Origin of the sequence: Photobacterium sp., from assembly GCF_033720175.1 — a bacterium.
GTDB lineage: Bacteria > Pseudomonadota > Gammaproteobacteria > Enterobacterales > Vibrionaceae > Photobacterium.
In genome coordinates this window covers 54,919-76,023 of the sequence record NZ_JAWWDA010000001.1, presented here as the reverse complement: position 1 = coordinate 76,023, position 21,105 = coordinate 54,919, and the positions used below count along the sequence as shown (strand labels likewise).

17 protein-coding genes are annotated in these 21,105 nt (G+C 46.0%); 11 read left to right on the top strand and 6 right to left on the bottom strand.

Annotation, left to right across the window (positions count from 1 at the left end; all coding sequences use genetic code 11):
* The 3 genes from infC (at position 1) to rplT (ending at position 1,239) form a co-directional block, all read left to right on the top strand.
* Positions 1 to 552 (top strand): translation initiation factor IF-3, encoded by a 552-nt coding sequence (infC, locus tag R3289_RS00315; protein ID WP_107282386.1) that lies wholly within the window; start codon positions 1 to 3, stop codon positions 550 to 552.
* 95 nt (positions 553 to 647) lie between these two features.
* The gene (gene rpmI / locus R3289_RS00310) at positions 648 to 842 is read left to right on the top strand and encodes a 50S ribosomal protein L35 (protein ID WP_006232269.1); all 195 of its coding nucleotides are present in this window, start codon (positions 648 to 650) and stop codon (positions 840 to 842) included.
* 43 nt (positions 843 to 885) lie between these two features.
* The gene (rplT, locus tag R3289_RS00305) at positions 886 to 1,239 is read left to right on the top strand and encodes a 50S ribosomal protein L20 (protein ID WP_005367388.1); all 354 of its coding nucleotides are present in this window, start codon (positions 886 to 888) and stop codon (positions 1,237 to 1,239) included.
* Between the two features lie 205 nt (positions 1,240 to 1,444).
* Here rplT and R3289_RS00300 read toward each other — a convergent pair whose 3' ends face one another.
* Positions 1,445 to 2,938 carry an acyltransferase gene (locus R3289_RS00300; RefSeq protein WP_318923227.1) on the bottom strand — a complete coding sequence of 498 codons (1,494 nt, stop codon included), beginning with the start codon at positions 2,936 to 2,938 and terminating at the stop codon, positions 1,445 to 1,447.
* 464 nt (positions 2,939 to 3,402) lie between these two features.
* Here R3289_RS00300 and pheS point away from each other — a divergent pair, with 464 nt between their 5' ends.
* The 6 genes from pheS to btuD all read left to right on the top strand — a co-directional run bounded on the left by pheS (position 3,403) and on the right by btuD (position 10,877).
* Positions 3,403 to 4,386: a phenylalanine--tRNA ligase subunit alpha gene (pheS, locus tag R3289_RS00295; RefSeq protein ID WP_107282717.1), complete on the top strand. Its 984-nt coding sequence runs from the start codon at positions 3,403 to 3,405 to the stop codon at positions 4,384 to 4,386.
* Between the two features lie 18 nt (positions 4,387 to 4,404).
* On the top strand, positions 4,405 to 6,807 hold the full coding sequence (pheT, locus tag R3289_RS00290; protein ID WP_318923226.1) for a phenylalanine--tRNA ligase subunit beta: 2,403 nt from the start codon (positions 4,405 to 4,407) through the stop codon (positions 6,805 to 6,807).
* 510 nt (positions 6,808 to 7,317) lie between these two features.
* The gene (ihfA, locus tag R3289_RS00285; RefSeq protein ID WP_107282389.1) at positions 7,318 to 7,614 is read left to right on the top strand and encodes an integration host factor subunit alpha; all 297 of its coding nucleotides are present in this window, start codon (positions 7,318 to 7,320) and stop codon (positions 7,612 to 7,614) included.
* 346 nt (positions 7,615 to 7,960) lie between these two features.
* Complete coding sequence (locus R3289_RS00280; protein WP_318923223.1) at positions 7,961 to 9,007, top strand: succinylglutamate desuccinylase; 1,047 nt, start codon at positions 7,961 to 7,963, stop codon at positions 9,005 to 9,007.
* A gap of 100 nt (positions 9,008 to 9,107) precedes the next feature.
* Positions 9,108 to 10,100 carry a vitamin B12 ABC transporter permease BtuC gene (gene btuC, locus R3289_RS00275; protein ID WP_318923221.1) on the top strand — a complete coding sequence of 331 codons (993 nt, stop codon included), beginning with the start codon at positions 9,108 to 9,110 and terminating at the stop codon, positions 10,098 to 10,100.
* Positions 10,101 to 10,115: 15 nt separating this feature from the next.
* Positions 10,116 to 10,877, top strand: coding sequence for a vitamin B12 ABC transporter ATP-binding protein BtuD (gene btuD / locus R3289_RS00270; RefSeq protein ID WP_318923220.1), 762 nt, complete (start codon positions 10,116 to 10,118; stop codon positions 10,875 to 10,877).
* A 116-nt stretch (positions 10,878 to 10,993) separates the two neighbouring features.
* On the opposite strand, the gene R3289_RS00265 is transcribed toward btuD, so the two are convergent.
* The 5 genes from R3289_RS00265 to R3289_RS00245 form a co-directional block, all read right to left on the bottom strand.
* A complete protein-coding gene (locus tag R3289_RS00265) occupies positions 10,994 to 12,682 on the bottom strand; it encodes a methyl-accepting chemotaxis protein (protein WP_318923218.1) in 1,689 nt (562 codons plus the stop codon).
* 318 nt (positions 12,683 to 13,000) lie between these two features.
* Positions 13,001 to 14,659 carry a putative transporter gene (locus tag R3289_RS00260; protein WP_318923216.1) on the bottom strand — a complete coding sequence of 553 codons (1,659 nt, stop codon included), beginning with the start codon at positions 14,657 to 14,659 and terminating at the stop codon, positions 13,001 to 13,003.
* Between the two features lie 492 nt (positions 14,660 to 15,151).
* Positions 15,152 to 15,502 (bottom strand): hypothetical protein, encoded by a 351-nt coding sequence (locus tag R3289_RS00255; protein ID WP_318923214.1) that lies wholly within the window; start codon positions 15,500 to 15,502, stop codon positions 15,152 to 15,154.
* A 118-nt stretch (positions 15,503 to 15,620) separates the two neighbouring features.
* Entirely contained in the window at positions 15,621 to 16,310 is a 690-nt protein-coding gene (locus R3289_RS00250; protein WP_318923213.1) for an NrdJb, read from the bottom strand.
* 20 nt (positions 16,311 to 16,330) lie between these two features.
* Complete coding sequence (locus R3289_RS00245; RefSeq protein ID WP_318923212.1) at positions 16,331 to 18,481, bottom strand: adenosylcobalamin-dependent ribonucleoside-diphosphate reductase; 2,151 nt, start codon at positions 18,479 to 18,481, stop codon at positions 16,331 to 16,333.
* 461 nt (positions 18,482 to 18,942) lie between these two features.
* On the opposite strand from R3289_RS00245, the gene yegD reads away from it, so the two are divergent.
* Positions 18,943 to 20,295: a molecular chaperone gene (gene yegD, locus R3289_RS00240; RefSeq protein WP_318923210.1), complete on the top strand. Its 1,353-nt coding sequence runs from the start codon at positions 18,943 to 18,945 to the stop codon at positions 20,293 to 20,295.
* 348 nt (positions 20,296 to 20,643) lie between these two features.
* Entirely contained in the window at positions 20,644 to 21,054 is a 411-nt protein-coding gene (locus R3289_RS00235; RefSeq protein WP_318923208.1) for an ester cyclase, read from the top strand.
* Positions 21,055 to 21,105: the final 51 nt, after the last annotated feature.

Below are 21,105 nucleotides of genomic sequence, written 5' to 3'. Positions count from 1 at the left end.
ATTAAAGGCGGAAGAAGAACTCAAGCACCAGTTAAACAAAATGCACACCGTTTAAACGGTGAGATTCGCGATGTTAGTGAAGTGCGTTTAACCGGTATAGATGGCGAGTCCATCGGTGTCGTTTCTATTGATGAAGCAATTCGTATTGCGAATGATGCTGGTGTGGATCTTGTCGAAATCAGCCCGAATGCCGAGCCACCAGTTTGTCGAGTGATGGACTACGGTAAGTACCTGTTCGAAAAGAGCAAGGCTGCTAAAGATCAAAAGAAAAAGCAAAAACAAATCCAGATCAAGGAAGTTAAATTCCGACCTGGTACAGACGAAGGCGACTATCAGGTAAAACTACGCAACCTGACTCGCTTTTTAGAAGAGGGCAACAAGGGTAAAGTCACACTACGTTTCCGTGGTCGTGAAATGGCCCATCAGAATCTTGGTATCGATCTTCTAAATCGTATTAAGGCAGAACTAGAAGACCTAGCGGTCTGCGAAAGCTTCCCTAATCGAGTTGAAGGTCGTCAAATGACTATGATGCTTGCTCCAAAGAAGAAGTAATAACGGCATTCAAGTAGCTAAAAGCGCTGCTTCGGCAGCGCTTTTGTTCGCCCTATTACTATGATTATTAACTATCAACAATGCGGAGTCTCATCATGCCTAAGATGAAATCCAACAAAGGCGCTTCTAAGCGTTTCAAAAAAACTGCTGGTGGCTTTAAGTTTAAGCACGCTACTAAGCGTCACATCCTGACTAAACGTACTACTAAGAACAAACGTCAGCTTCGTCCAAATGCAATCCTTCCTAAGTGTGAAGTGGCTGCAGTTGCTCGTATGCTTCCGTTCGCTTAATCGTTTTTAGTTTTATATTTTATTTATTAGTTAGGAGTCTCCTATGCCTCGCGTAAAACGTGGTGTACAAGCGCGTGCACGTCACAAGAAAGTTCTTAAACAAGCTAAAGGTTACTATGGTGCACGTTCACGTGTTTACCGCGTAGCTTTCCAGGCTGTTACTAAAGCTGGTCAATACGCTTACCGTGACCGCCGTCAGAAGAAACGTACTTTCCGTCAACTTTGGATTGCACGTATCAACGCTGCAGCTCGCCAGAATGGTATGTCTTACAGCCGTCTAATCAACGGTCTTAAGAAAGCATCTATCGAGATCGATCGTAAGATCCTTGCTGACATCGCTGTATTCGACAAAGCTACTTTCACAGTACTTGTTGAAAAAGCGAAAGCTGCACTGTAATACAGTCCAGTTTTAAGTGAAAAGGAGAGCCTCGGCTCTCCTTTTTTCGTTTCTGCACCACAGTAATTCAGTTTTTAAAGCCGCACAATCTCACCTTTCGCTTATACCTGCACGACCAGTTTATTGTCAGCAATATTGATTTGGGCTACATCGGTGTAGTTAAACACTTTGTGTCAGCGCGCCAGTGACCACATCACAAGAGGCTCTAACGATGAGGGATAACTTGTTCTCTGGTATTTAGGTTCGGCGCATAGAGCCATTTATGCAGTCCGAGAGTGATGCCAACAGAGAAAACAATGAGTACACTAAACGTAACGAGCGGGCTCGATAGTACTGAAACAAACGGATTGGCCTCCTGCTGGTAGAGGCTTCTCAGCATCTCTAGTGCACCGCCAGCAGAAAGGGCTAACCAATAACCAGAGACTGCGGCTCCGACAATAATATGTTTGATAATCGGAATTGATTGTTGACTGCTAACAGGGGCTAGCCATCGAACGAAACCGTAATAGGCCATGCAACATATACAAACTGCAATAAACATTGTCATTGGGCTCTGGCTGTTAAACAGGTTTTCGCCCTGTCCATTTGGGACATATATAAATAACAGCCAGAACGCACTGAGTACCATAGCGGATTCTCGGTAAGCGCTAAGAGTTTGCTTGCCAAAGCAACGCCGGAATAAACTGCGGATGGCAAAATAGAAAGTAAGGTTGACTGCAAGGGCGAAAGGAACCAGAAGTATTTGTAGGGCAAGGTTGTTACCCACCACAGCTCTTACTTCGGGATCCGAAAAGACGCCCATGTGCCAGAATACGGACATAACCAAGCCGTTTAAAATTCCATGGTTCAGGTAGATTTCACCGCTGTGCTCCCCGATTCTTGCGAACCATGATGGTTTGTTTACTGTGGGCAGAGACAGAGCCAGTGCGATCAAGGAAAGTGTGACAGGAAGCGTCATGATGTAATAGTCAGCGATGATCCCGCCGTGACCCTGGATCAACCATAAACCTTCAGCAATCGACAAGCCTGAAAAAAGAACTGTTCCCAACAGATAGACTGGCCAAGGTAGTTTCTTAATTAAACTCACTGCATTAACCTTGGCCAGTTGGTATCCAAGTGTCACATAGAACAGTCCGAAAAAGAGCGGATCGCGGGAATTGATAAAGAAGGTGTTTGTTTCTGGATTAAAAATCTCAAACGGCAGGAGTGCTTGATAGGACTGACCGCTTAGTCCTATCAGGTGCAGCAGGCTGGCGATCGCAAACAAGACTGTGCTGGTATTGAATTTTTGGGCGATATATTGAAGTAGCACGGCAATTGTTAATGCAGGCATAAACCACATGATTTCAGAACCGAAAGTACCGTGGTAGAACGCAGATGAAAATGAATACGGACGCCAGAATTGATAGCCAATACCAGCAAGTACAAAATAAATCAGGGTCCAGCTGAGATACATCCTGATCAGCTTGGCCAGATAGCGTTTTGTATAAGCACCACTGTCAGTCATGCTTTGGAAATAATAAAGATAGCCAGCAACGACAAAGAAAAACGGTACCGCAAAACGAGCCAGAATATTCAGGATAAGGTAAATGCTATTTTTCTCAACGTCGCCGTAAGAGTAAAAAATTGAGTAATGAATGACAAATATTGCCACAATCCCCAGTAATTTCAGGCTATCAAATGCGTAAATTCTTTTCATTTTATCTCCTATAAATAGGTTTATCTAAGTTGTACCGAAGGGTCGATTTGACATTAATTGTGTCCGCATATCCTGACTTGGATCATACTGATATCGTGAGCATCTGGGCTGGAATAACGATAAGTCATGGCTAGGCGTATCTCTGCAGTCTTTGCGTTACAATCAATAAGGGTTTGATTTCATATTGTTGAGGATTTCAACATATCGCTGGACATATTCAAGCGTCATATTGACGTTTCATGACATTTCGTCACTCCGCGCGAGTGACTACTCGATTGTGATTGTGTTATACCCATGAGAGAAGTTTTTGGCCGGTTCATAACAACAAAGCGGCATTATTTTTGTTCAATCCCCTCTTTTTATTACGATTCAATTTGGATTTAGACGCGTGTTTCTTTAGTATGTATCGTTACGCGAATTTATATCTCCCGAAAGGACGCCACCTGTGGGTGGATGAGGAAACGATGCAACATCTAGACGAGATTATTGCCAATGCAACGGCAGCTATAGAGCAGGCTGAATCATTAGTCGCTCTGGACGAAGTCCGAGTTCAGTACCTAGGTAAAAAGGGTCACTTAACCCTTCAACTACAACAACTAGGTAAACTACCACCAGAAGAGCGTCGCACTGCGGGTCAAGAGATCAACAAAGCGAAGCAAGCTGTTCAGGCACTACTTGTTGAGCGCAAAGACGCTCTACAGCGTGCTGAACTAGAAGCGAAGCTTGCCGCAGAAACCATCGACGTATCTCTTCCGGGGCGTCGTATTGAGAACGGTGGTCTACACCCTGTTACTCGTACGATCGAACGTATTGAAAGTTTCTTTGGTGAGCTTGGTTTTACGACTGAAGCTGGCCCAGAAATCGAAGATGCTTTCCACAACTTCGATGCATTGAACATTGCTGAAGATCACCCTGCACGTACGGATCACGATACCTTCTTCTTTAACCCAGACTTGATGCTTCGTACGCACACCTCTGGTGTTCAGATCCGTACTCTGGAAGAAAGCCAGCCGCCACTACGCTTTATTGCTCCAGGCCGTGTTTACCGTAATGATTACGACCAAACACACACGCCAATGTTCCACCAGGTAGAAGGCATGCTAGTTGACGAAAATGTTAACTTTGCCCAGCTTAAAGGCATTCTGCACGACTTCCTGTGTAACTTCTTTGAAGAAGAAGTGGAAGTACGCTTCCGCCCATCTTACTTCCCATTTACAGAGCCTTCTGCAGAAGTCGACGTTAAAGGCAAAAATGGTAAATGGTTAGAAGTTCTTGGCTGCGGTATGGTTCACCCGAACGTACTTCGCAGTGTAGGCATCGATCCTGAGAAATACTCTGGTTTCGCATTTGGTATGGGCGTTGAACGTCTGACTATGCTTCGTTACGGCGTAAACGATCTACGTGCGTTCTTCGAGAATGACCTTCGTTTCCTAAAACAGTTCAAGTAATCCAGAGGTTTAATCACAATGAAATTCAGCGAATCATGGCTTCGTGAGTGGGTTAACCCTGCGGTTACCACTGATGAACTAACTCATCAAATTACAATGGCTGGCCTGGAGGTAGACGATGTACTACCTGTGGCGGGTGCATTTACTGGCGTTAAAGTTGGTCAAGTTGTTGAGTGTGGCCAGCACCCAGATGCAGACAAATTGCGCGTAACCAAAGTTGATGTTGGTGCCGAAGAGCTACTAGACATCGTTTGTGGTGCGTCAAACTGTCGTCAAGGCATCAAAGTGGCTGTAGCAACTGTAGGTGCTGTACTGCCAGGCGATTTCAAAATCAAGAAAGCAAAACTACGTGGTCAGCCTTCTCACGGTATGCTTTGCTCTTTCACTGAACTTGGTATTGATGTTGAGTCTGACGGCATTATGGAACTTACCGAAGACGCCGTGCTGGGCACTGACTTCCGTGACTTCCTGGGTCTGGATGACGTCACTGTCGACGTTGACTTAACGGCGAACCGTGCTGACTGTTTCAGCATTCGCGGCCTTGCGCGTGAAGTCGGTGTACTAAACCGTGCTGACGTGACTGGGCCGACGGTTGAAGTCGTTGCGGCTTCAATTGAAGACATGGTGTCGATCGATGTTAAAGAGTCTGATGCATGTCCACGTTACCTTGGCCGTGTTGTTAAAAGTGTAAACGTTAAAGCTGATACACCGCTATGGATGCAAGAAAAACTGCGTCGTTGTGGTATCCGCTCTATCGATCCTATCGTTGATATCACTAACTATGTGATGCTCGAAATGGGCCAGCCAATGCATGCGTTCGACCTTAACAAGATTGACGGTGGAATTGTGGTCCGTATGGCAGAGCAGGATGAGATGATCACACTGCTTGACGGTACGGAATCTAAACTGAACAGCGATACCTTGGTTGTTGCTGACCACGGTAAGGCTCTGGCCATTGCCGGTATCTTCGGTGGTGAGTTCTCTGGTGTTCACGCCGATACAAAAGACGTATTGCTTGAGTGTGCGTTCTTTGCACCTGATGCAATTCGTGGCCGTGCACGTAGCTATGGCCTGCATACGGATTCATCATTACGTTTCGAACGCGGTGTTGATTCAACATTACAAGTAGAAGCGATGGAGCGTGCAACGCAGCTTCTAGTCGCAATCTGTGGTGGTGAAGTAGCGCCTGTTGTTAGCGTTGAGTCCGAAGCTGACCTACCTAAGCCAAACACAGTAGCACTACGCCGCACTAAGCTTGATAACCTGTTAGGTCACCACATCGCTGATGCTGATGTTGTTGAAATTCTAGAGCGTCTAGGCCTAATTGTTGAAGCAACAGCTGAAGGCTGGAATGCTACGGCACCAACATGGCGTTTCGATATTGCCATCGAGCAAGACTTGATTGAAGAGGTTGGCCGTATATACGGTTACAACAACATTCCAAATCAGTCGCCAGTTGCTGCGCTCAGCATGAACGACCATAAAGAAGCGAACCTGCCGCTCAAGCGCGTACGTGACCTTCTTGTTGACCGTGGCTACCACGAAGCAATTACTTACAGCTTCGTTGAGCCAGAGCAGCAAAAACTGCTTGTGCCTGGTGTTGAGCCACTAACTCTACCATTCCCAATTTCTGCTGATATGTCAGCAATGCGTCTTGGTCTTATCCAAGGCCTATTGAATACTGTTGTCCACAACCAGAAGCGCCAACAGCCACGTGTTCGTTTGTTCGAATATGGTTTACGTTTCATTCCATGTGAGTCTGCTGAAAACGGCATGCGTCAAGAGCCAATGCTGGCGGGCGTTATTGCGGGTTCTCGCAGCGAAGAACACTGGGACATCGAAACTAACACGGTTGATTTCTTTGATCTGAAAGGCGATCTGGAAGCTGTTCTTGAACTGACGGCTAACGATGTCGTATTTGGTTTCAAAGCCGCTAAGCATCCAGCTCTGCACCCAGGGCAGACCGCCGCAATTGTGGTTGATGCTGGCTTGGAAACAGAGAGAGAAGTTGGCTTTATCGGTACAGTGCATCCTGAACTTGAGCGTAAGTTTGGTCTTAACGGCCGTACTGTCGTATTCGAAATTGAGTGGGATGCGATCAATACGCGCGTATTGCCTGAAGCGGCTGTAGTATCTAAATTCCCGGCAAACCGTCGTGATATTGCGGTCGTTGTGAGTGAAGAAGTATCTGCAGGTGATGTGGTTGCTGCTTGCCGTGAGAACGGCGGTGAATTATTAACAGGGGTTAACCTGTTTGATGTTTACCGTGGTAAAGGTGTGGAAGAAGGCAATAAGAGCCTTGCGATTGCACTGACACTGCAATCTGTTGATCGCACACTTGAAGAAGCTGATATTTCTGGTGCCGTTGACAATATTGTTGCCGCCCTTGCTGAACGTTTTGGTGCAAGCCTGCGCGACTAGCTTCATACTAGAGTAAAAACTTGGTTTATATCTGAGTAACAAAGCAGACATTGTCTTTTTAAGTCTTTGTTTTGAGAAAGCAGCCATAAAGGGCTGCTTTTTTTGATCTAAATCTAAAAAATTCTAACATTCTGATTGTTAGAGATATTTTCTGAATTACACGATTACTTTGGAAGCTTGTTCTGTATCTGGCTGTTTTATCAGGGTTTATTTTTTGTTTCATTCAATATGAAGCTCAACCTGATGCATGAAAATGGAGCCTGACGTACCCTATAAATCAATAATTTGACATGAACTTCACTTAAAAAAGTTGGCGGAAATCAGCGAGTTGGCTTAAACTTGTCACTAGTTGAGGTCGAGCGGGTATTCCCAGAACTTAACTGCATATCAAATTGATGATACGCAGGTTTCGGCCCAGCCAAACTAATTCGCAGTGATACGCTAACTTGTACTAATACATATTCGAGTTGTGTGCACTATCCATTCCGCATAGTCTTGAGGGAGTTATCTATGGCGCTCACAAAAGCCGATTTGGCTGAGGACCTGTTTGAGAATGTTGGATTAAGCAAACGGGACGCCAAGGATACGGTGGAAGTCTTCTTTGAAGAAATCAGGAAGGCTCTTGAAAATGGCGAGCAGGTAAAGTTGTCAGGTTTTGGTAACTTCGATTTGCGCGACAAAAACGAGAGGCCGGGACGTAACCCTAAAACGGGTGAAGATATTCCAATTTCTGCACGCCGTGTTGTTACTTTCCGCCCTGGTCAGAAACTTAAAGCTCGCGTAGAAAGTATAGATATCGAAAAATAAGAGCCTTAAGTTAACGCTTAAACCATACAATAAAGACCCTGGCAAAACGTGTAGATTTGCCAGGGTCTTCTTTTTAAACTCTTTCCACAATTCCACAATTCCACAATTCCACAATTCCACAATTCCACAATTCCACAATTCCACAATTCCACAATTCCACAATTCCACAATTCCACACCCTATATCATAAATTGCGATATACAGCAGAAAAGCAGGCGTTACAAAGATGTAGCTAGCTTGTATAGTAAATGAGATTGATATAATAACGCTGGTTGGATTACTCCGATTGGTATTAAGTTATCTCGATTGGTATAGCAATATGATTAGCATGACACGGAGGTTGTAAATGACATTGCTACAGTCGGTGAAAGAGGGGAAGTTTTTAGCGGCGACATTGGATCTTTCCCTGCCATTCGAAGCCGGTGAATGGGTGCTGGATTCAGGTGTGCGCTGCGAACTGTCTCATCGAGGTGTGCTGTACATCACACCTGCAGAGGCGAATGATTCTGTTAAAGATATTGTGATTTCTTCTGGTGTCCACGGGGATGAAACCGGGCCGATAGAGCTTGTTCAACAACTGGCAGAGCAAATTCTCCTGCAGAAAATTGAACCCAAGCATCGGCTATTACTGATCATCGCGCACCCTCAGGCAATCAACGCCCATAAACGTTTTATCACCGAGAACATGAACCGCCTTTTCGCGGATCGAAATGATGACTCTAATGTTGATCGTGTGATGGCTAATCAGCTACAAGATAGCGTTGATCATTTCTTCGGGAAAACATCTGCCACTCCTCCGAATCGTTGGCATTTGGATTTACACTGTGCGATCAGGGACTCTGTCCATTATACGTTCGCTGTCAGTCCTTATAGCGAAAATAAAATCCGGAGCCAGGCTTTGTTTGCTTTTTTACAGCAAGCTGAAATTGAGGCGATCTTACTGTCTAATTCCCCTTCGCCGACATTCAGTTGGTATAGTGCCGAAAAATTTTCGGCGCAGGCACTGACGATGGAGTTAGGTAAGGTTGCTGCTTTAGGTAAAAATGACCTGACACAACTTGAACCTTTTGCTGCGGCCATGAACAATCTGGTCTGTGAACCCGAACTCGATACTGAATGGAAGGCGGGAACACCCTATGTTTACCGTATTACCCGGACACTAGTGAAGCAAACCCCGGCTTTTGCCTTTAGCTTCCCGGCGCAGCAGGCCAATTTTTCATTCTTTGAGCATGGCAAACTACTGGCACACGATGAAGGGGTGGAATATTTTTCTTTAGAGGGGGGGGAAGCTATTGTTTTCCCTAACGCCAATGTTGCTACAGGACAGCGAGCCTGTTTATTGGTTCAGCGGACAGAAGTTGTCATAGGCGATCAGGTTATCGCTAAAACCTAATTTATATTCCAGTTGACGAAAAAACCATTTTTGTGGGGCTTCTTTTCATTTAACCATTGAAAAGGTATTGTTAGCGCACTATTTTTTATTGCGACTTCTAATGCTATTAAACGATCTAATTTTACGTCAGCAAGCAAAATGGAAATTCAGCTTTTGGATTGTTTCGGCTTTATTGTTGGCCACTTGCCTGTTTTCACTTGCTATCGGTGAACTATGGATCCTGCCATGGTCACCAGACGGCGCCCTCGAACAACAATTGTTGCTTCAGTTACGTTTCCCCAGATTGATTGCAGCATTAGCGATTGGCGCTTCTCTTGCTGCTTCTGGCGCAGTATTGCAAGTGTTACTGGGTAATCCTCTGGCAGAGCCCGGGGTGCTCGGTATATCCGGTGGCGCTAGCCTGGCATTGGTGATTCTGCTGTTTGCCCTGCCTTTTGCCCCAACCCCGATGCTAACGATGTTAGCTGCGATGGTCGGTGCCTTATTGTTTACTCTGGTGTTAGTGGGTTTATCGCGTCGGCGGAAGGTCTCAACAGCGCGCCTGTTACTTATAGGTGTCGCTTTGGGGATACTGTCGGGTTCTGTCGTGACATGGGCGTTTTACTTCAGTGATGATCTGAACTTGCGCCAGCTCATGTACTGGCTGATGGGCAGTGTCGGCGGCGTAAGCTGGTCTCAACTGTCTGTATTACTATTAGTGGTACCGGTTTTATGCTGGCTCTGTCTTCAGGGCAAGAAACTGGATTTACTGATGCTGGGCGAAACTCAGGCCAGACAGTTAGGGCTGGATGTTGCTTCGTTGCGCTGGCGGTTCATTCTTATTGTGTCGTTGCTGGTCGGAGCTTCTGTCGCGCTGGGAGGCGTGATCGGATTTGTTGGCCTGGTCGTGCCTCACCTGCTGCGTTTAAGCTTTGGTACCGAAAACCGCTACTTGTTGCCCTTATCGGCACTGTGTGGAGCCTTGTTACTGGCTGTAGCCGATACGTTATCCCGAATCGTGTTACCTTCTGCTGAGTTGCCGGTTGGTGTGCTTACCACCACCATAGGTGCCCCGGTATTTGTCTGGATGTTGCTTCGCTCTCAATTTGATTAAGATTCGGTAAATACCATGATATTAGATGTACAAAATCTGGCAATGCCACCACGGTTACTTCCGGTTTCCTTTTCGATTGAACAAGGTGAGATCGTTCACTTTATCGGCCCGAACGGCAGCGGTAAGAGCACCGCGATTTCGATGCTTTCCGGTTTATACGAAGGGCAGGGGAAGATTGAATTTTTGGGCCAGTCTTTATCCGATTATGACTTGCCGTCACTAGCCCGGCTCCGGTGTTACTTAGCGCAGCAAGATCGCCCGGTGTTCTCTGTTGGGGTGCATCACTATCTGGCGCTCTCTCTGTCGGCATTAAATAAGCCGGATGAGCGGAAAGTACAACAGGCGCTGGACGAAATATGTGATGCGCTGAATATCAGCGATAAATTGAACCGGAATATCCAGCAGCTCTCTGGTGGTGAATGGCAGCGTGTTCGTCTTGCCGCCGCCTGTCTGCAGGTGTGGCCAAGTATTAACCCTGAAGCGCAGTTGTTGTTACTCGATGAACCGGCAGCAGCACTTGATATCGGACAGGAAGCTGCAATGTATAAGTTGGTGCGGCGCATGGCTGAGCAGGGAGTGACAGTCGTCATGGCAAATCATGACCTCAATCGGACCTTACGTGAAGCAGATAAGGTATTGCTGCTCAACAATGGGTCATGCGTTGCCAAAGGGCCACCGCAAGAGGTCATGACGGTTGAACAGCTTGAAACAACTTTTGCGACCAAGGTACAGCGCATTGAATATGATGGCCGTAGTTGCCTGCTGTTTAATGACTAACTGTTGATATCAGTTGTCGACTCTGACGTCACTTAAATAAAATCTGATACGAAAACGGCAACTCTTGAGTTGCCGTTTTTTTTGTTTACAGGAAATGAGCTTGGTATTGCTTAGTACTAGCTAGTCTTAAACTGACCGACTAATTGTTTCAGCTCGCTTCCTGCGTGGTTAAGTTCATTGACGACTTGCTCTGAGGTGCTGCTAGAGTGGATGAGTTCAGAGACAATATCTTGAATGGCAACCATGTTGCGGTTGATTTCATCGGTGACAGAGCTTTGCTCTGTAGCTGCCGTTGCAATATGGCTGGTCATATCGTTAATAGCTTCAACCGCGCCAGTCACAGAAGACAAGCTATCAGTGATGGAGTTTGCCGCATTAACCGCCTCGTGGCAGGTTGACTGGCTGTGGTCCATTGACGATACCGCTTGACCAACCAGGCGATGTAACTCATCTAGCATTTCTTTAATTTCTTTAGTGCTTGATTGCGTGCGGCTTGCAAGCCCGCGAACTTCATCTGCCACAACCGCAAATCCCCGGCCTTGCTCGCCGGCACGTGCGGCCTCAATGGCAGCGTTCAGAGCCAGCAGGTTAGTCTGCTCAGCAATTTCACCAATGACTTTGAGTACATTATCAATTTTTTGCGATTGCTGGTGGAGGGAATGAATATGCTGCCCGGCCTGATCCACTTCCTCGACCAGTGCGGTGATAGAGACCACAGAAGTATCTACACGCTGTTGAGCAACCAGAGAATCCTGACTGGCATTACTGGTGGCGTTTGATACTTCGTTAGCATTCATCGCCACTTCACTGGCAGCAGAACTCATTTCCGTTACCGCAGTCACGACTTGCTCGGTTTCATTATTATGAACCTGCAGCTGGCGAGTCAGACTAATGGTTTGATCATTAATGTTTTTCGCGGCTCCGGTGACCTGTTCAGTAACATCAGCAACCTGACTGATGATGCTTTGTAACTTACCGGCAAAGCGGTTAAAAGCATGACCTAGCTGGGCAATTTCATCGTCACCTTTAACCTCCAAACGACGGGTCAGATCCCCTTCACCGTCGGCAATATCATTCAGTGTATCGACCATATTTTGAACTGAGTCTGTCATCCGGTTGGCGATGAATAGAATCGCAATAATGGAGAACACAACAATAACAATTGAACTTAGCAATACAAATTTTAGCCGTTCTTGCATTGCTTCTGTTGATAGCTGCTGGTACTGCGCAACTTCAGTATCAATATCATCAATATAAATACCTGTGCCAATATACCAGTCGGTGTTCTTAACAGAAGCGGAGTAGCTTAGTTTTGGCTGCGGAGTCGGATTGCCGTTTTTCGGATGAACATAGTTGACGAACCCCCCACCTTGTTGCGCAGTCTGGTATAGCTCATCAAGAATTTTGACTCCGTTCGGATCTCTCATCCCCCGATGGTTTTTATCCTGCATATCCGGACTTCCGGCATGAACAATGTTGTTTCCATTCTTGTCATAGATAAAAATGTAGCCAGTATTGTTTATTGCAAATCTCAGCGGAATCAGCAGCTTCCGAATCTGTTTAATTGCTTGCATTTCATCACTATTGGCAGCGAGGATGTTCTCAACAGCATGTTTGTTGATGTTAACAGCATCTTTCAGTTGGCTCTGACGCTCGCTGATCGATCGTTCTTTAAATTGAACGACCTCATCTTCTAACGCTTTGTTTTCTAATGTTATTATGATGCCGATAGCGACGGTCATAATAATAAAAAGTGGAACTAAACTGAGTAATAACAGTTTACTCTTTAATTTAAGTTTATGCATAACAAAACATACCTACCTATAGTATTTATAATAATGGCGCGGGCTAGCTACATTTATTGTATCGGCGAGGAAAGTCATAGCTTTAGGTTTATTTGTTAATGCCTTGTGGTCATTAAGTTTCATTTAAATCAATGTGTTGGCGGTTATATAAAGTTTCCGTTCTAATAAATAATAAATTATTTAAAAATATAGTCGCTGTTATTAATATAAATATTAAGAATTATGGTTCATATTGGGGGCTATTGCACATATTAATAAAAAACCACTGTCCTGAAGGCAGTGGTTTTTTATTTCAGTTATTTTGTTGCTGCTAATGAATTACATAGTCCAGAGCAGCAGGGCAAGGATCTGAGGCGAAAGTATCCGCAGGCACATCACAAGGGGATATACTGTCGCGTATGACAGGGCTGAAGCGCCGCTGGTTGCATGCAAGCCATTAGCAAAGGCCAGTGCCGGTGGATCGGTCATAGAGCCGGCCAGCATGCCGCATATTGTCAGGTAGTTCAGTTGCCCGACGATTCGGGCAATAATCCCAACCGTCAGCAGCGGCACTAAAGTAATAACAATGCCGTAACCCATCCAGCTTAAGCCATCGCCATTGACCAGTGTATCGACAAAGCCGCCACCGGATTTCAGACCAACAACAGCCAGGAACAGTACGATACCAATTTCGCGCAGGGCAAGGTTGGCACTCGGCGGCATAAACCAGTACATTTTACCGATACTGCCAATACGTGCCAGGATCAGAGCAACCAGTAACGGACCGCCAGCCAGACCGAGCTTTATCGCGGCGGGAAAGCCGGGCAGATAGAACGGAATAGAGCCCAGTAAGACCCCTAGACCAATACCCACAAACACCGGGAGCATCTGGACCTGCTGCAGTTTTTGATGGGCGTTGCCGACAATGCCACTGACAGCTTCAATCGCCTCATGACGACCGACCAGATTCAGGATATCGCCAAACTGCAGGGTCGACTGGCTGGTTGGCACCAACTCAACACCGGCACGGTTAAGGCGTGAAACCACCACATCATATTTTTCTTTCAGATCGAGATCGCGGATCTTTTTACCCAGCACAATTTCATTGGTGACCACCAGGCGCTCAACCCGTAATTCGGTTCCTCGTGTGGAAAGTGAAGTATCGACTTCTTCACCAATCACCAGGCGGGCTTTTTCGAGGGCGGCTTTGTCGCCGACAAGGTGAAGCAGATCATTGGTTTCGATTCGGGTATCAGGGCGGGGAACATGCAGAGTATCACCCCGCTTTAAGCGAGAACAAACGATGTCACCTTCAGTCAAAGCGGGTACAGCCTGTAACTGTAATCCGTTCAGGTTAGGGTTACGAATGGCCACGTTCAGAGTATGCAGGCTTTCCTTTTTATGGCCGTTGTGGATTTCAAACTCATCAGCTTCTTTATCCACGTTGACCTTAAAGACCAAACGCAGGATCCACATTGTCAGCAGAATACCGCAGATCCCGAACGGATAAGCCACCGCATAACCCATCCCCGTCAGTTCGAGCATACCGTCCTGAGCACCTAATTCCGTTAAGATCTGCTGGCCAGCACCCAATGACGGCGTGTTGGTCACGGCACCAGAGAAGACCCCTAAGATAACAGGAAGCGGGACATCAAAGATCTTATGCAGGCCGATGGCAACCACACAGCCTAATAAAACGATTAAGGCAGCAAAGCCGTTGAGTTTAAGGCCGGAGCTTCGCAGTGAAGCAAAGAACCCCGGGCCGACCTGAATACCGATGGTATATACAAACAGGATCAGGCCGAACTCCTGAATGAAGTGCAGGGTATGTGAATCGAGAGCGATGCCCCATGCGTCGGTAAAGTGACCGACGAAAATGCCACCAAACAGCACCCCGCCTATCCCTAGTCCGACCCCACAGATGCGCCAGTTCCCAATCCATAAGCCCAGCACCGCAACCAGCGCTAATATGCTGATAGATAGTGCAATATCACTCATGGTGTGTCTCCGTAGTTTGCTTAAATGAAATCGTTTTGATGCCTGTTGGCATAATAACAGCAGAGATCTGCCGAAAAATCGGTGAAAGATCTGTGTCAGGGGTAGGCTTTGGGACTCAGTAAGGACTGATTTCGCACTCAGGCGAAAGGAGTGAATAGGGAGTTAATGTCTACAGCTGGTAATGGATCATTTTGGTCACTGTATCCAAATGAAAATCATTATTTTATTCAAGTGGATATCAGTAGGCAGCAATGCTCTGCTATTGTCTTTGGTTTATATTAATAGCGCATTATTATTAATGTTTTAAGTGGGTTTCCCTATAAATGTGCGGTTGCCCGCGATAAAGAAGGATTGGGATAAGTGCTTGTTAAATAATGGAATGATTTATAATACAATATGTTCTGGAGTTGTTAACGCCGAGGGCTGTTAATGATAGAAATGCCAGTGCTTCGACTGGCATTGTGATGGTGGGATTTTGGGTATAAAAGCCAATTACTGACGTTTGGGTTGCTGGTAAGTACGCCCAGCCGCCTGGTAGGTGTCTTTATGCTTTATTTCGAACATGGTGTAGAAGAACCACGCAACGAACTTCAGCATCTCATCACCATCGTTCATTACCCATTCAACATATTCCTGTTCTTCACCTTGTTCATTCTCTTGGATGAAAACGTGGTAGATACGTTTTTCACCATCGATTTCTGCAAGCTGGAATTGTCCTGTTAATGATGCCGCGGCTTCGACGACTTCTGGTTCTTCTGTGGCTTTAAGTGCTTCAAGTACTTGCGGAAGACTTTCTTTCTGACACAGCGCTTTAACTAATATTTCAAATTCGTCTTGTTGCATGATTCATTAACTCAATTGTTTTAATGCCAGTATTGTATCTGATTATGTTGAATGACTTGGTATAAAAATAAAAAAACTGCCAGAAGGCAGCTTTTAGAGTACCGAACGCTAAGAAGCATTAGCCGCACTTAGATTCGCCACAGTTCAGACAAGTCTGACAATTGTCTTTAATAATGACGGCTTTGTTATGGCACTTGTAGCAAAGCGTGGCACTGGGGGGAAAACTGCCCGTTTTTTCTTCGTCAGCAGCAGGTTTTGTACCTACCAGCTCCGCTTTTTTAGCGTCCAGAAATGCCTTCTGATGTTCGTCGACCTCTGGTGCACCCAGCATCCCGATTTTAATCAGGTGCTGTTCGATGATGTTACCGATTTCTGCGATAAGCGAAGGAACATATTTCCCTTTATTCCAGTAGCCGCCACGGGGATCAAACACCGAGCGTAGTTCTTCAACCAGAAAGGTACAGTCGCCGCCTTTACGGAATACCGCTGACATAATACGGGTGAGCGCAACAATCCACTGATAGTGTTCTAAGCTCTTCGAGTTAATGAAAACTTCAAACGGTCGGCGTACCTCGTGTTCTGTGCCTTCGTTTAGTACCACATCGTTAATGGTGATAAACAAAGAATGCTCAGAAATATGCTCGGGCGTTTTTAGCTTGTAAGTCGTGCCAAGCAGGATATCGGGCCGGGGCATGTCTTCATGCATGTACTCAACCTTCTGCTCCGGTTGTGCAGCCTGCTGTGGGAGTTCTTGTTCCTGGCTCTTAACTTGGAATCCAATAATTTTGCTGTTAATTTTTTTGACCATGATTCTATGACCTGTCTAACTTAGTACTTACCGTAATAGCCTTCTTTAAGGGCATCGTAAAGGTTTGCTGCAGTGTGGATTTCACCGTCATATTCGATTTCTTCGTTACCTTTAACTTCCAATGTTGATCCGTCTTCTAAGTTGAAAACGTAGGTGGTATTTTCCAGATCGCTCTCTTTAACCAGTACCCCCTGGAATACCTCCGGGTTAAAGCGGAAAGTTGTACAGCCTTTCAGACCTTTATCGTAGGCATCCATATAGATGTCTTTAAAGTCTTCAAACGGGAAGTCGGTTGGTATGTTAGCTGTTTTTGAAATGGAAGAGTCAATCCAACGCTGGGCTGCCGCCTGTACATCTACGTGCTGGCTCGGCGTAACATCATCAGCTGTGATGAAGTACTCAGGTAGTTGTGTTTCTGCTTCAGTGCTATATGGCATGGCTTTGTGGTTGATCAGCTCACGGTAAGCCAGCAGTTCAAAGCTATACACATCAACATTTTCTTTGGTTTTCTTGCCAGGCACGATCACATTGCGGCTGTAGTGGTGGGCGAAGCTCGGCTCGATACCGTTACTCGCATTGTTTGCCAGTGATAATGAAATTGTGCCGGTTGGCGCAATAGAGCTGTGATGAGTAAAACGTGCACCTGTTTTTGCTAACTGATCAATCAGTGCCGGCTCGATCTCGGCAATCTGCTGCATGTAACGGCTATATTTAGCATGCAGCACTTTCCCTTTCACTTTATCGCCAAGCTTGATGCCATCTTCTGCCATTTCAGGGCGCAGACGCAGCATTTTTTCCGTGATTTCGAATTCCTCATCCATCACGGGGGCGGCACCTTTCTCTTTTGCCAGGCTTAGCGCTTCTTTCCAGCCTGTGATGGCTAATTCCTGAGCGACTTGCTCTGTGAAAGCAACCGATGTTGCACTGCCGTATTTATGGGTCAGCATAGTGATAGCAGATCCCAACCCTAAGAAGCCCATTCCGTGGCGACGCTTGTGGATGATTTCGTGGCGTTGTTTTTCAAGTGGCAGCTGGTTGATTTCAACAACGTTATCCAGCATTCGAGTGAAAATAGCGACAACACGACGGAAACTATCCCAGTCAAATGCGGCTTTATCTGTAAAGGGATCACGGACAAATTTAGTCAGATTTACGGACCCAAGCAGACAGGCACCGTAGGGTGGCAGCGGTTGTTCACCACACGGGTTCGTGGCGCGAATTTCTTCGCAAAACCAGTTGTTGTTCATCTGGTTAACTTTATCGATCAGAATAAAGCCAGGTTCAGCGTAATCATAGGTTGACGTCATAATGACGTTCCATAAGTTGCGAGCTGGCAGAGTATGGTGAACCTTGCATGCAACCCGGCCTTCGTGGCCTTCAATCAGATTATCTTTTACAGGCCAGTCTGCCCAGACGATAGCCGGATCGTTATTGAGATCGAGGTTATCCTGTTTCGCTTCTTTAGCGGTGACAGGGAAGATTAACTGCCATTCCTCGTCATTTTTAACTGCCTGGATAAATTCTTCTGAAATTAGCAGCGAGAGGTTGAACTGGCGCAGGCGACCGTCTTCACGTTTGGCGCGAATGAATTCGATAATGTCCGGGTGACGAATATCCATCGTACCCATTTGAGCGCCTCGGCGTCCTCCGGCAGAAGAGACGGTAAAGCACATCTTGTCATAGATATCCATGAAAGAGAGCGGGCCAGAGGTGTACGCCCCCGCACCTGATACAAAAGCACCACGAGGGCGAAGCGTCGTGAAATCGTAACCGATACCGCAACCTGCCTTCAGGGTCAGGCCCGCTTCGTGAACTTTGGCTAAAATGTCATCCATCGAATCTTCGATGGTGCCGGAAACCGTACAGTTGATCGTTGACGTCGCAGGTTTGTGTTCGAATGCGCCTGCGTTAGACGTTATACGGCCCGCAGGGATTGCGCCATTACGCAATGCCCACAAGAATTCGTTGTACCAGTGCTCTCTGACTTTATCTTTTTCTAAATCGGCTAACGCGCGAGCAACGCGTTTGAAGGTATCATCAAGCGTATGATCAATCGCTTTTCCATGCTTTGATTTCAGACGATACTTGCTATCCCAAATCTCCATGGAGGTCGATTGGTATGCAATATCGATTGCTTGAGAGACTTCAGAAGCCGTTGGGTTTTTCGCCATTATGAATGCACCTTAATGTTTGTTGTAATTCATGCGCGATTGACACAGAACGATGAGCAATCCAGAACTCTGTTCTGTTGTCGGTACCCCGATGTTAAAGAGGCACTTGTGGCAGACAATAGATTAAATCACTACATGTGGTATTTATCAAGCTGTCTCGACACAATATCTGCTTTTGTAAGTATGGTATGAAATGGAGTAAATGACCCGGGTGTTATAGGTTTTGGCATTGTGAGCAGCAGAGAATTATGGATCGAATCTGCACTCAATTGATGAGAGATTGATCATAGGTAGCGAAAAAGAAAGCGGGCGAGTTCCACCTCAAAACAAATTATTTTGTTATCAATGAGGCCGACAGTATCAGGCTTCTATCGGTACGGATCAGAACCTACCATATATAGAGGTAGTGCTGGATGTAAAATCAGGATAAAATCGCCGGCTTTTTTATGTGGAGGTTCGGCATGTACATCGGGTTTGATTACGGAACAGCAAACTGCTCTGTCGCAGTGATGGAGCAGGGGCAGCCGCGTCTGTTGCCGCTAGAAAAGGGAAATCAGTACATCCCTTCCACATTATGCGCACCAACCCGTGAAGCTGTCAGTGAATATTTATTTCGCCATATGGGAGTTTCACCATCAGGCTCTGTGGGTGAGCAAGTACTTCGCCGGGCAATTGCGTTAAATCGAGATGAAGATATCGACGTGGACAAGGGTGACTTGCAGTTTGGTCAGGCAGCTTTAGATCTTTATCTGGAAGATCCGGAAGAAGTCTACTACGTAAAATCACCTAAATCGTTTCTGGGTGCAAATGGTTTACGTGATGTGCAAATCAGCTTCTTTGAAGATTTGGTGTGCGCCATGATGGTTAACATTAAGGCTAATGCTGAGCTAACGACCCGCAATAATATAACGAGTACTGTAATAGGCCGCCCGGTGAATTTCCAGGGCAGTGGTGGTGATCGTGCTAATCAGCAAGCTGAAATGATTTTAACTCAGGCCGCGAAACGTGCTGGTTTCAAGAATATTGAATTTCAATTCGAGCCCGTCGCGGCTGGCTTAGAGTATGAAAGTACTTTAACCGAAAATAAAACCGTGCTGGTGGTCGATATTGGTGGTGGTACGACAGACTGCTCATTGATTGAAATGGGACCGGACTGGCGCGGCCGTACCGATCGGCAAGGCAGCTTACTGGCACACAGCGGCCACCGGGTTGGCGGGAATGATCTAGATATTTATTTAGCGTTTCGCCAGCTTATGCCATTGCTTGGTTTAGGCAGTAAGACGCAAAAAGGCATCGATATGCCAATAAGCCAGTTCTGGAACGCCATTGCCATAAATAATGTCGTGGCACAGACAGACTTTTACAGTGCTTCTAATTTAAGAACGTTGGATCAGCTAAGGCGAGATGCGGCGGAACCTGAAAAGCTGCAACGTCTGATCCAGGCTTATCACGAGACACTGGGATACCAGATAGTTAGAAAAGCGGAAGAAAGTAAAATTGCACTGTCAGAGGCTGCAACAAATAATGTGCAGCTGAACATGTTGTCTGAGCTGCTTGAAGTAACGATCAGCCAAACTGATATGGCAGAGGCGATTGAATCACCAAAAGAGAAAATGAGTGATTTGGTAGCAGAAGCCATGGCACAGAGCGGTAAAAAGCCAGATGTGATTTACATGACGGGTGGCACTTCACGATCGCCAATACTGCGTAAATGTATCGAGCAACAATTACCGGATGTTCAGATAGTCAGCGGCAGCTACTTCGGCTCTGTGACTGCGGGGCTGTCTCGTTGGGCAGAGCACTGCTTCGCGTAACAACCTCATTGTCAGGCAGCTTCTCACCGTTAGTCCTTTAATGTCATCTGACAACCTCTGCACTTTCTTCCTTGTAAGCCATTGAGTAACAGGGAAGAAGCTTGGTATCTCCCGCATTTTATTACTGTGCTGTCATTGATATAGCCAAATATAAACTTATGGGAGGTATAACCGCACTTTAGTGAAAAATGTCGATATTTCTCCAGTTTTTTTGTGATTTTCTGTCTACCCTTGTTCAGGTAGAGGTGTCGGTAATCGCTTGTCCTCAAACTGCAGCCAACACTCTGAATTGAGCGGAGAATTGTCCGGTTGATATAACACCAGCCAAGTGACCAGAGGTATAGGCGTATGAATGAAAACGACAGGGTGAATTACTGGTTTAACGAAGTGTTAGCCAAAGCCAACGGAAATGTGCTGGCCGAATGTGCGACAGATCCTTTCAATTTTCATCTCTCTGGTGGCCGCTGTTTGACGCTTAGCCATGAAGAATACCTTTCCTATTTAGTTATTTGGAACCAACGATTCAAAAATGTTCAGTTTACGATTAATCAGATTATTCATAATGAACAGAAAACCGTTGCCGTTTATAAATGCAATGCGACCTACCATGGTGGTTGGCTCAAAATACCAGGTAAAAATCAAAAGGTTACAATGACAGGTATGTTATTGCTTAAGATCAAGGACGACTTGATAACGGATTGCTGGCTTGAAGACAGTAGCTTTGATTTGTATCAGCAGTTAACGCGCTATCTCGAGTAATAAAAAGGTAAAAAAAAGCGGTATCCTCACAATACCGCTTTTTATCAGCAC

Coding starts and splice junctions, on each gene's coding strand:
- rpmI (WP_006232269.1), top strand. CDS start 648: ATGCCTAAGATGAAATCCAACAAAGGCGCTTCTAAGCGTTTCAAAAAA.
- rplT (WP_005367388.1), top strand. CDS start 886: ATGCCTCGCGTAAAACGTGGTGTACAAGCGCGTGCACGTCACAAGAAA.
- R3289_RS00300 (WP_318923227.1), bottom strand. CDS start 2,938: ATGAAAAGAATTTACGCATTTGATAGCCTGAAATTACTGGGGATTGTG.
- pheS (WP_107282717.1), top strand. CDS start 3,403: ATGCAACATCTAGACGAGATTATTGCCAATGCAACGGCAGCTATAGAG.
- pheT (WP_318923226.1), top strand. CDS start 4,405: ATGAAATTCAGCGAATCATGGCTTCGTGAGTGGGTTAACCCTGCGGTT.
- ihfA (WP_107282389.1), top strand. CDS start 7,318: ATGGCGCTCACAAAAGCCGATTTGGCTGAGGACCTGTTTGAGAATGTT.
- R3289_RS00280 (WP_318923223.1), top strand. CDS start 7,961: ATGACATTGCTACAGTCGGTGAAAGAGGGGAAGTTTTTAGCGGCGACA.
- btuC (WP_318923221.1), top strand. CDS start 9,108: ATGCTATTAAACGATCTAATTTTACGTCAGCAAGCAAAATGGAAATTC.
- btuD (WP_318923220.1), top strand. CDS start 10,116: ATGATATTAGATGTACAAAATCTGGCAATGCCACCACGGTTACTTCCG.
- R3289_RS00265 (WP_318923218.1), bottom strand. CDS start 12,682: ATGCATAAACTTAAATTAAAGAGTAAACTGTTATTACTCAGTTTAGTT.
- R3289_RS00260 (WP_318923216.1), bottom strand. CDS start 14,659: ATGAGTGATATTGCACTATCTATCAGCATATTAGCGCTGGTTGCGGTG.
- R3289_RS00255 (WP_318923214.1), bottom strand. CDS start 15,502: ATGCAACAAGACGAATTTGAAATATTAGTTAAAGCGCTGTGTCAGAAA.
- R3289_RS00250 (WP_318923213.1), bottom strand. CDS start 16,310: ATGGTCAAAAAAATTAACAGCAAAATTATTGGATTCCAAGTTAAGAGC.
- R3289_RS00245 (WP_318923212.1), bottom strand. CDS start 18,481: ATGGCGAAAAACCCAACGGCTTCTGAAGTCTCTCAAGCAATCGATATT.
- yegD (WP_318923210.1), top strand. CDS start 18,943: ATGTACATCGGGTTTGATTACGGAACAGCAAACTGCTCTGTCGCAGTG.
- R3289_RS00235 (WP_318923208.1), top strand. CDS start 20,644: ATGAATGAAAACGACAGGGTGAATTACTGGTTTAACGAAGTGTTAGCC.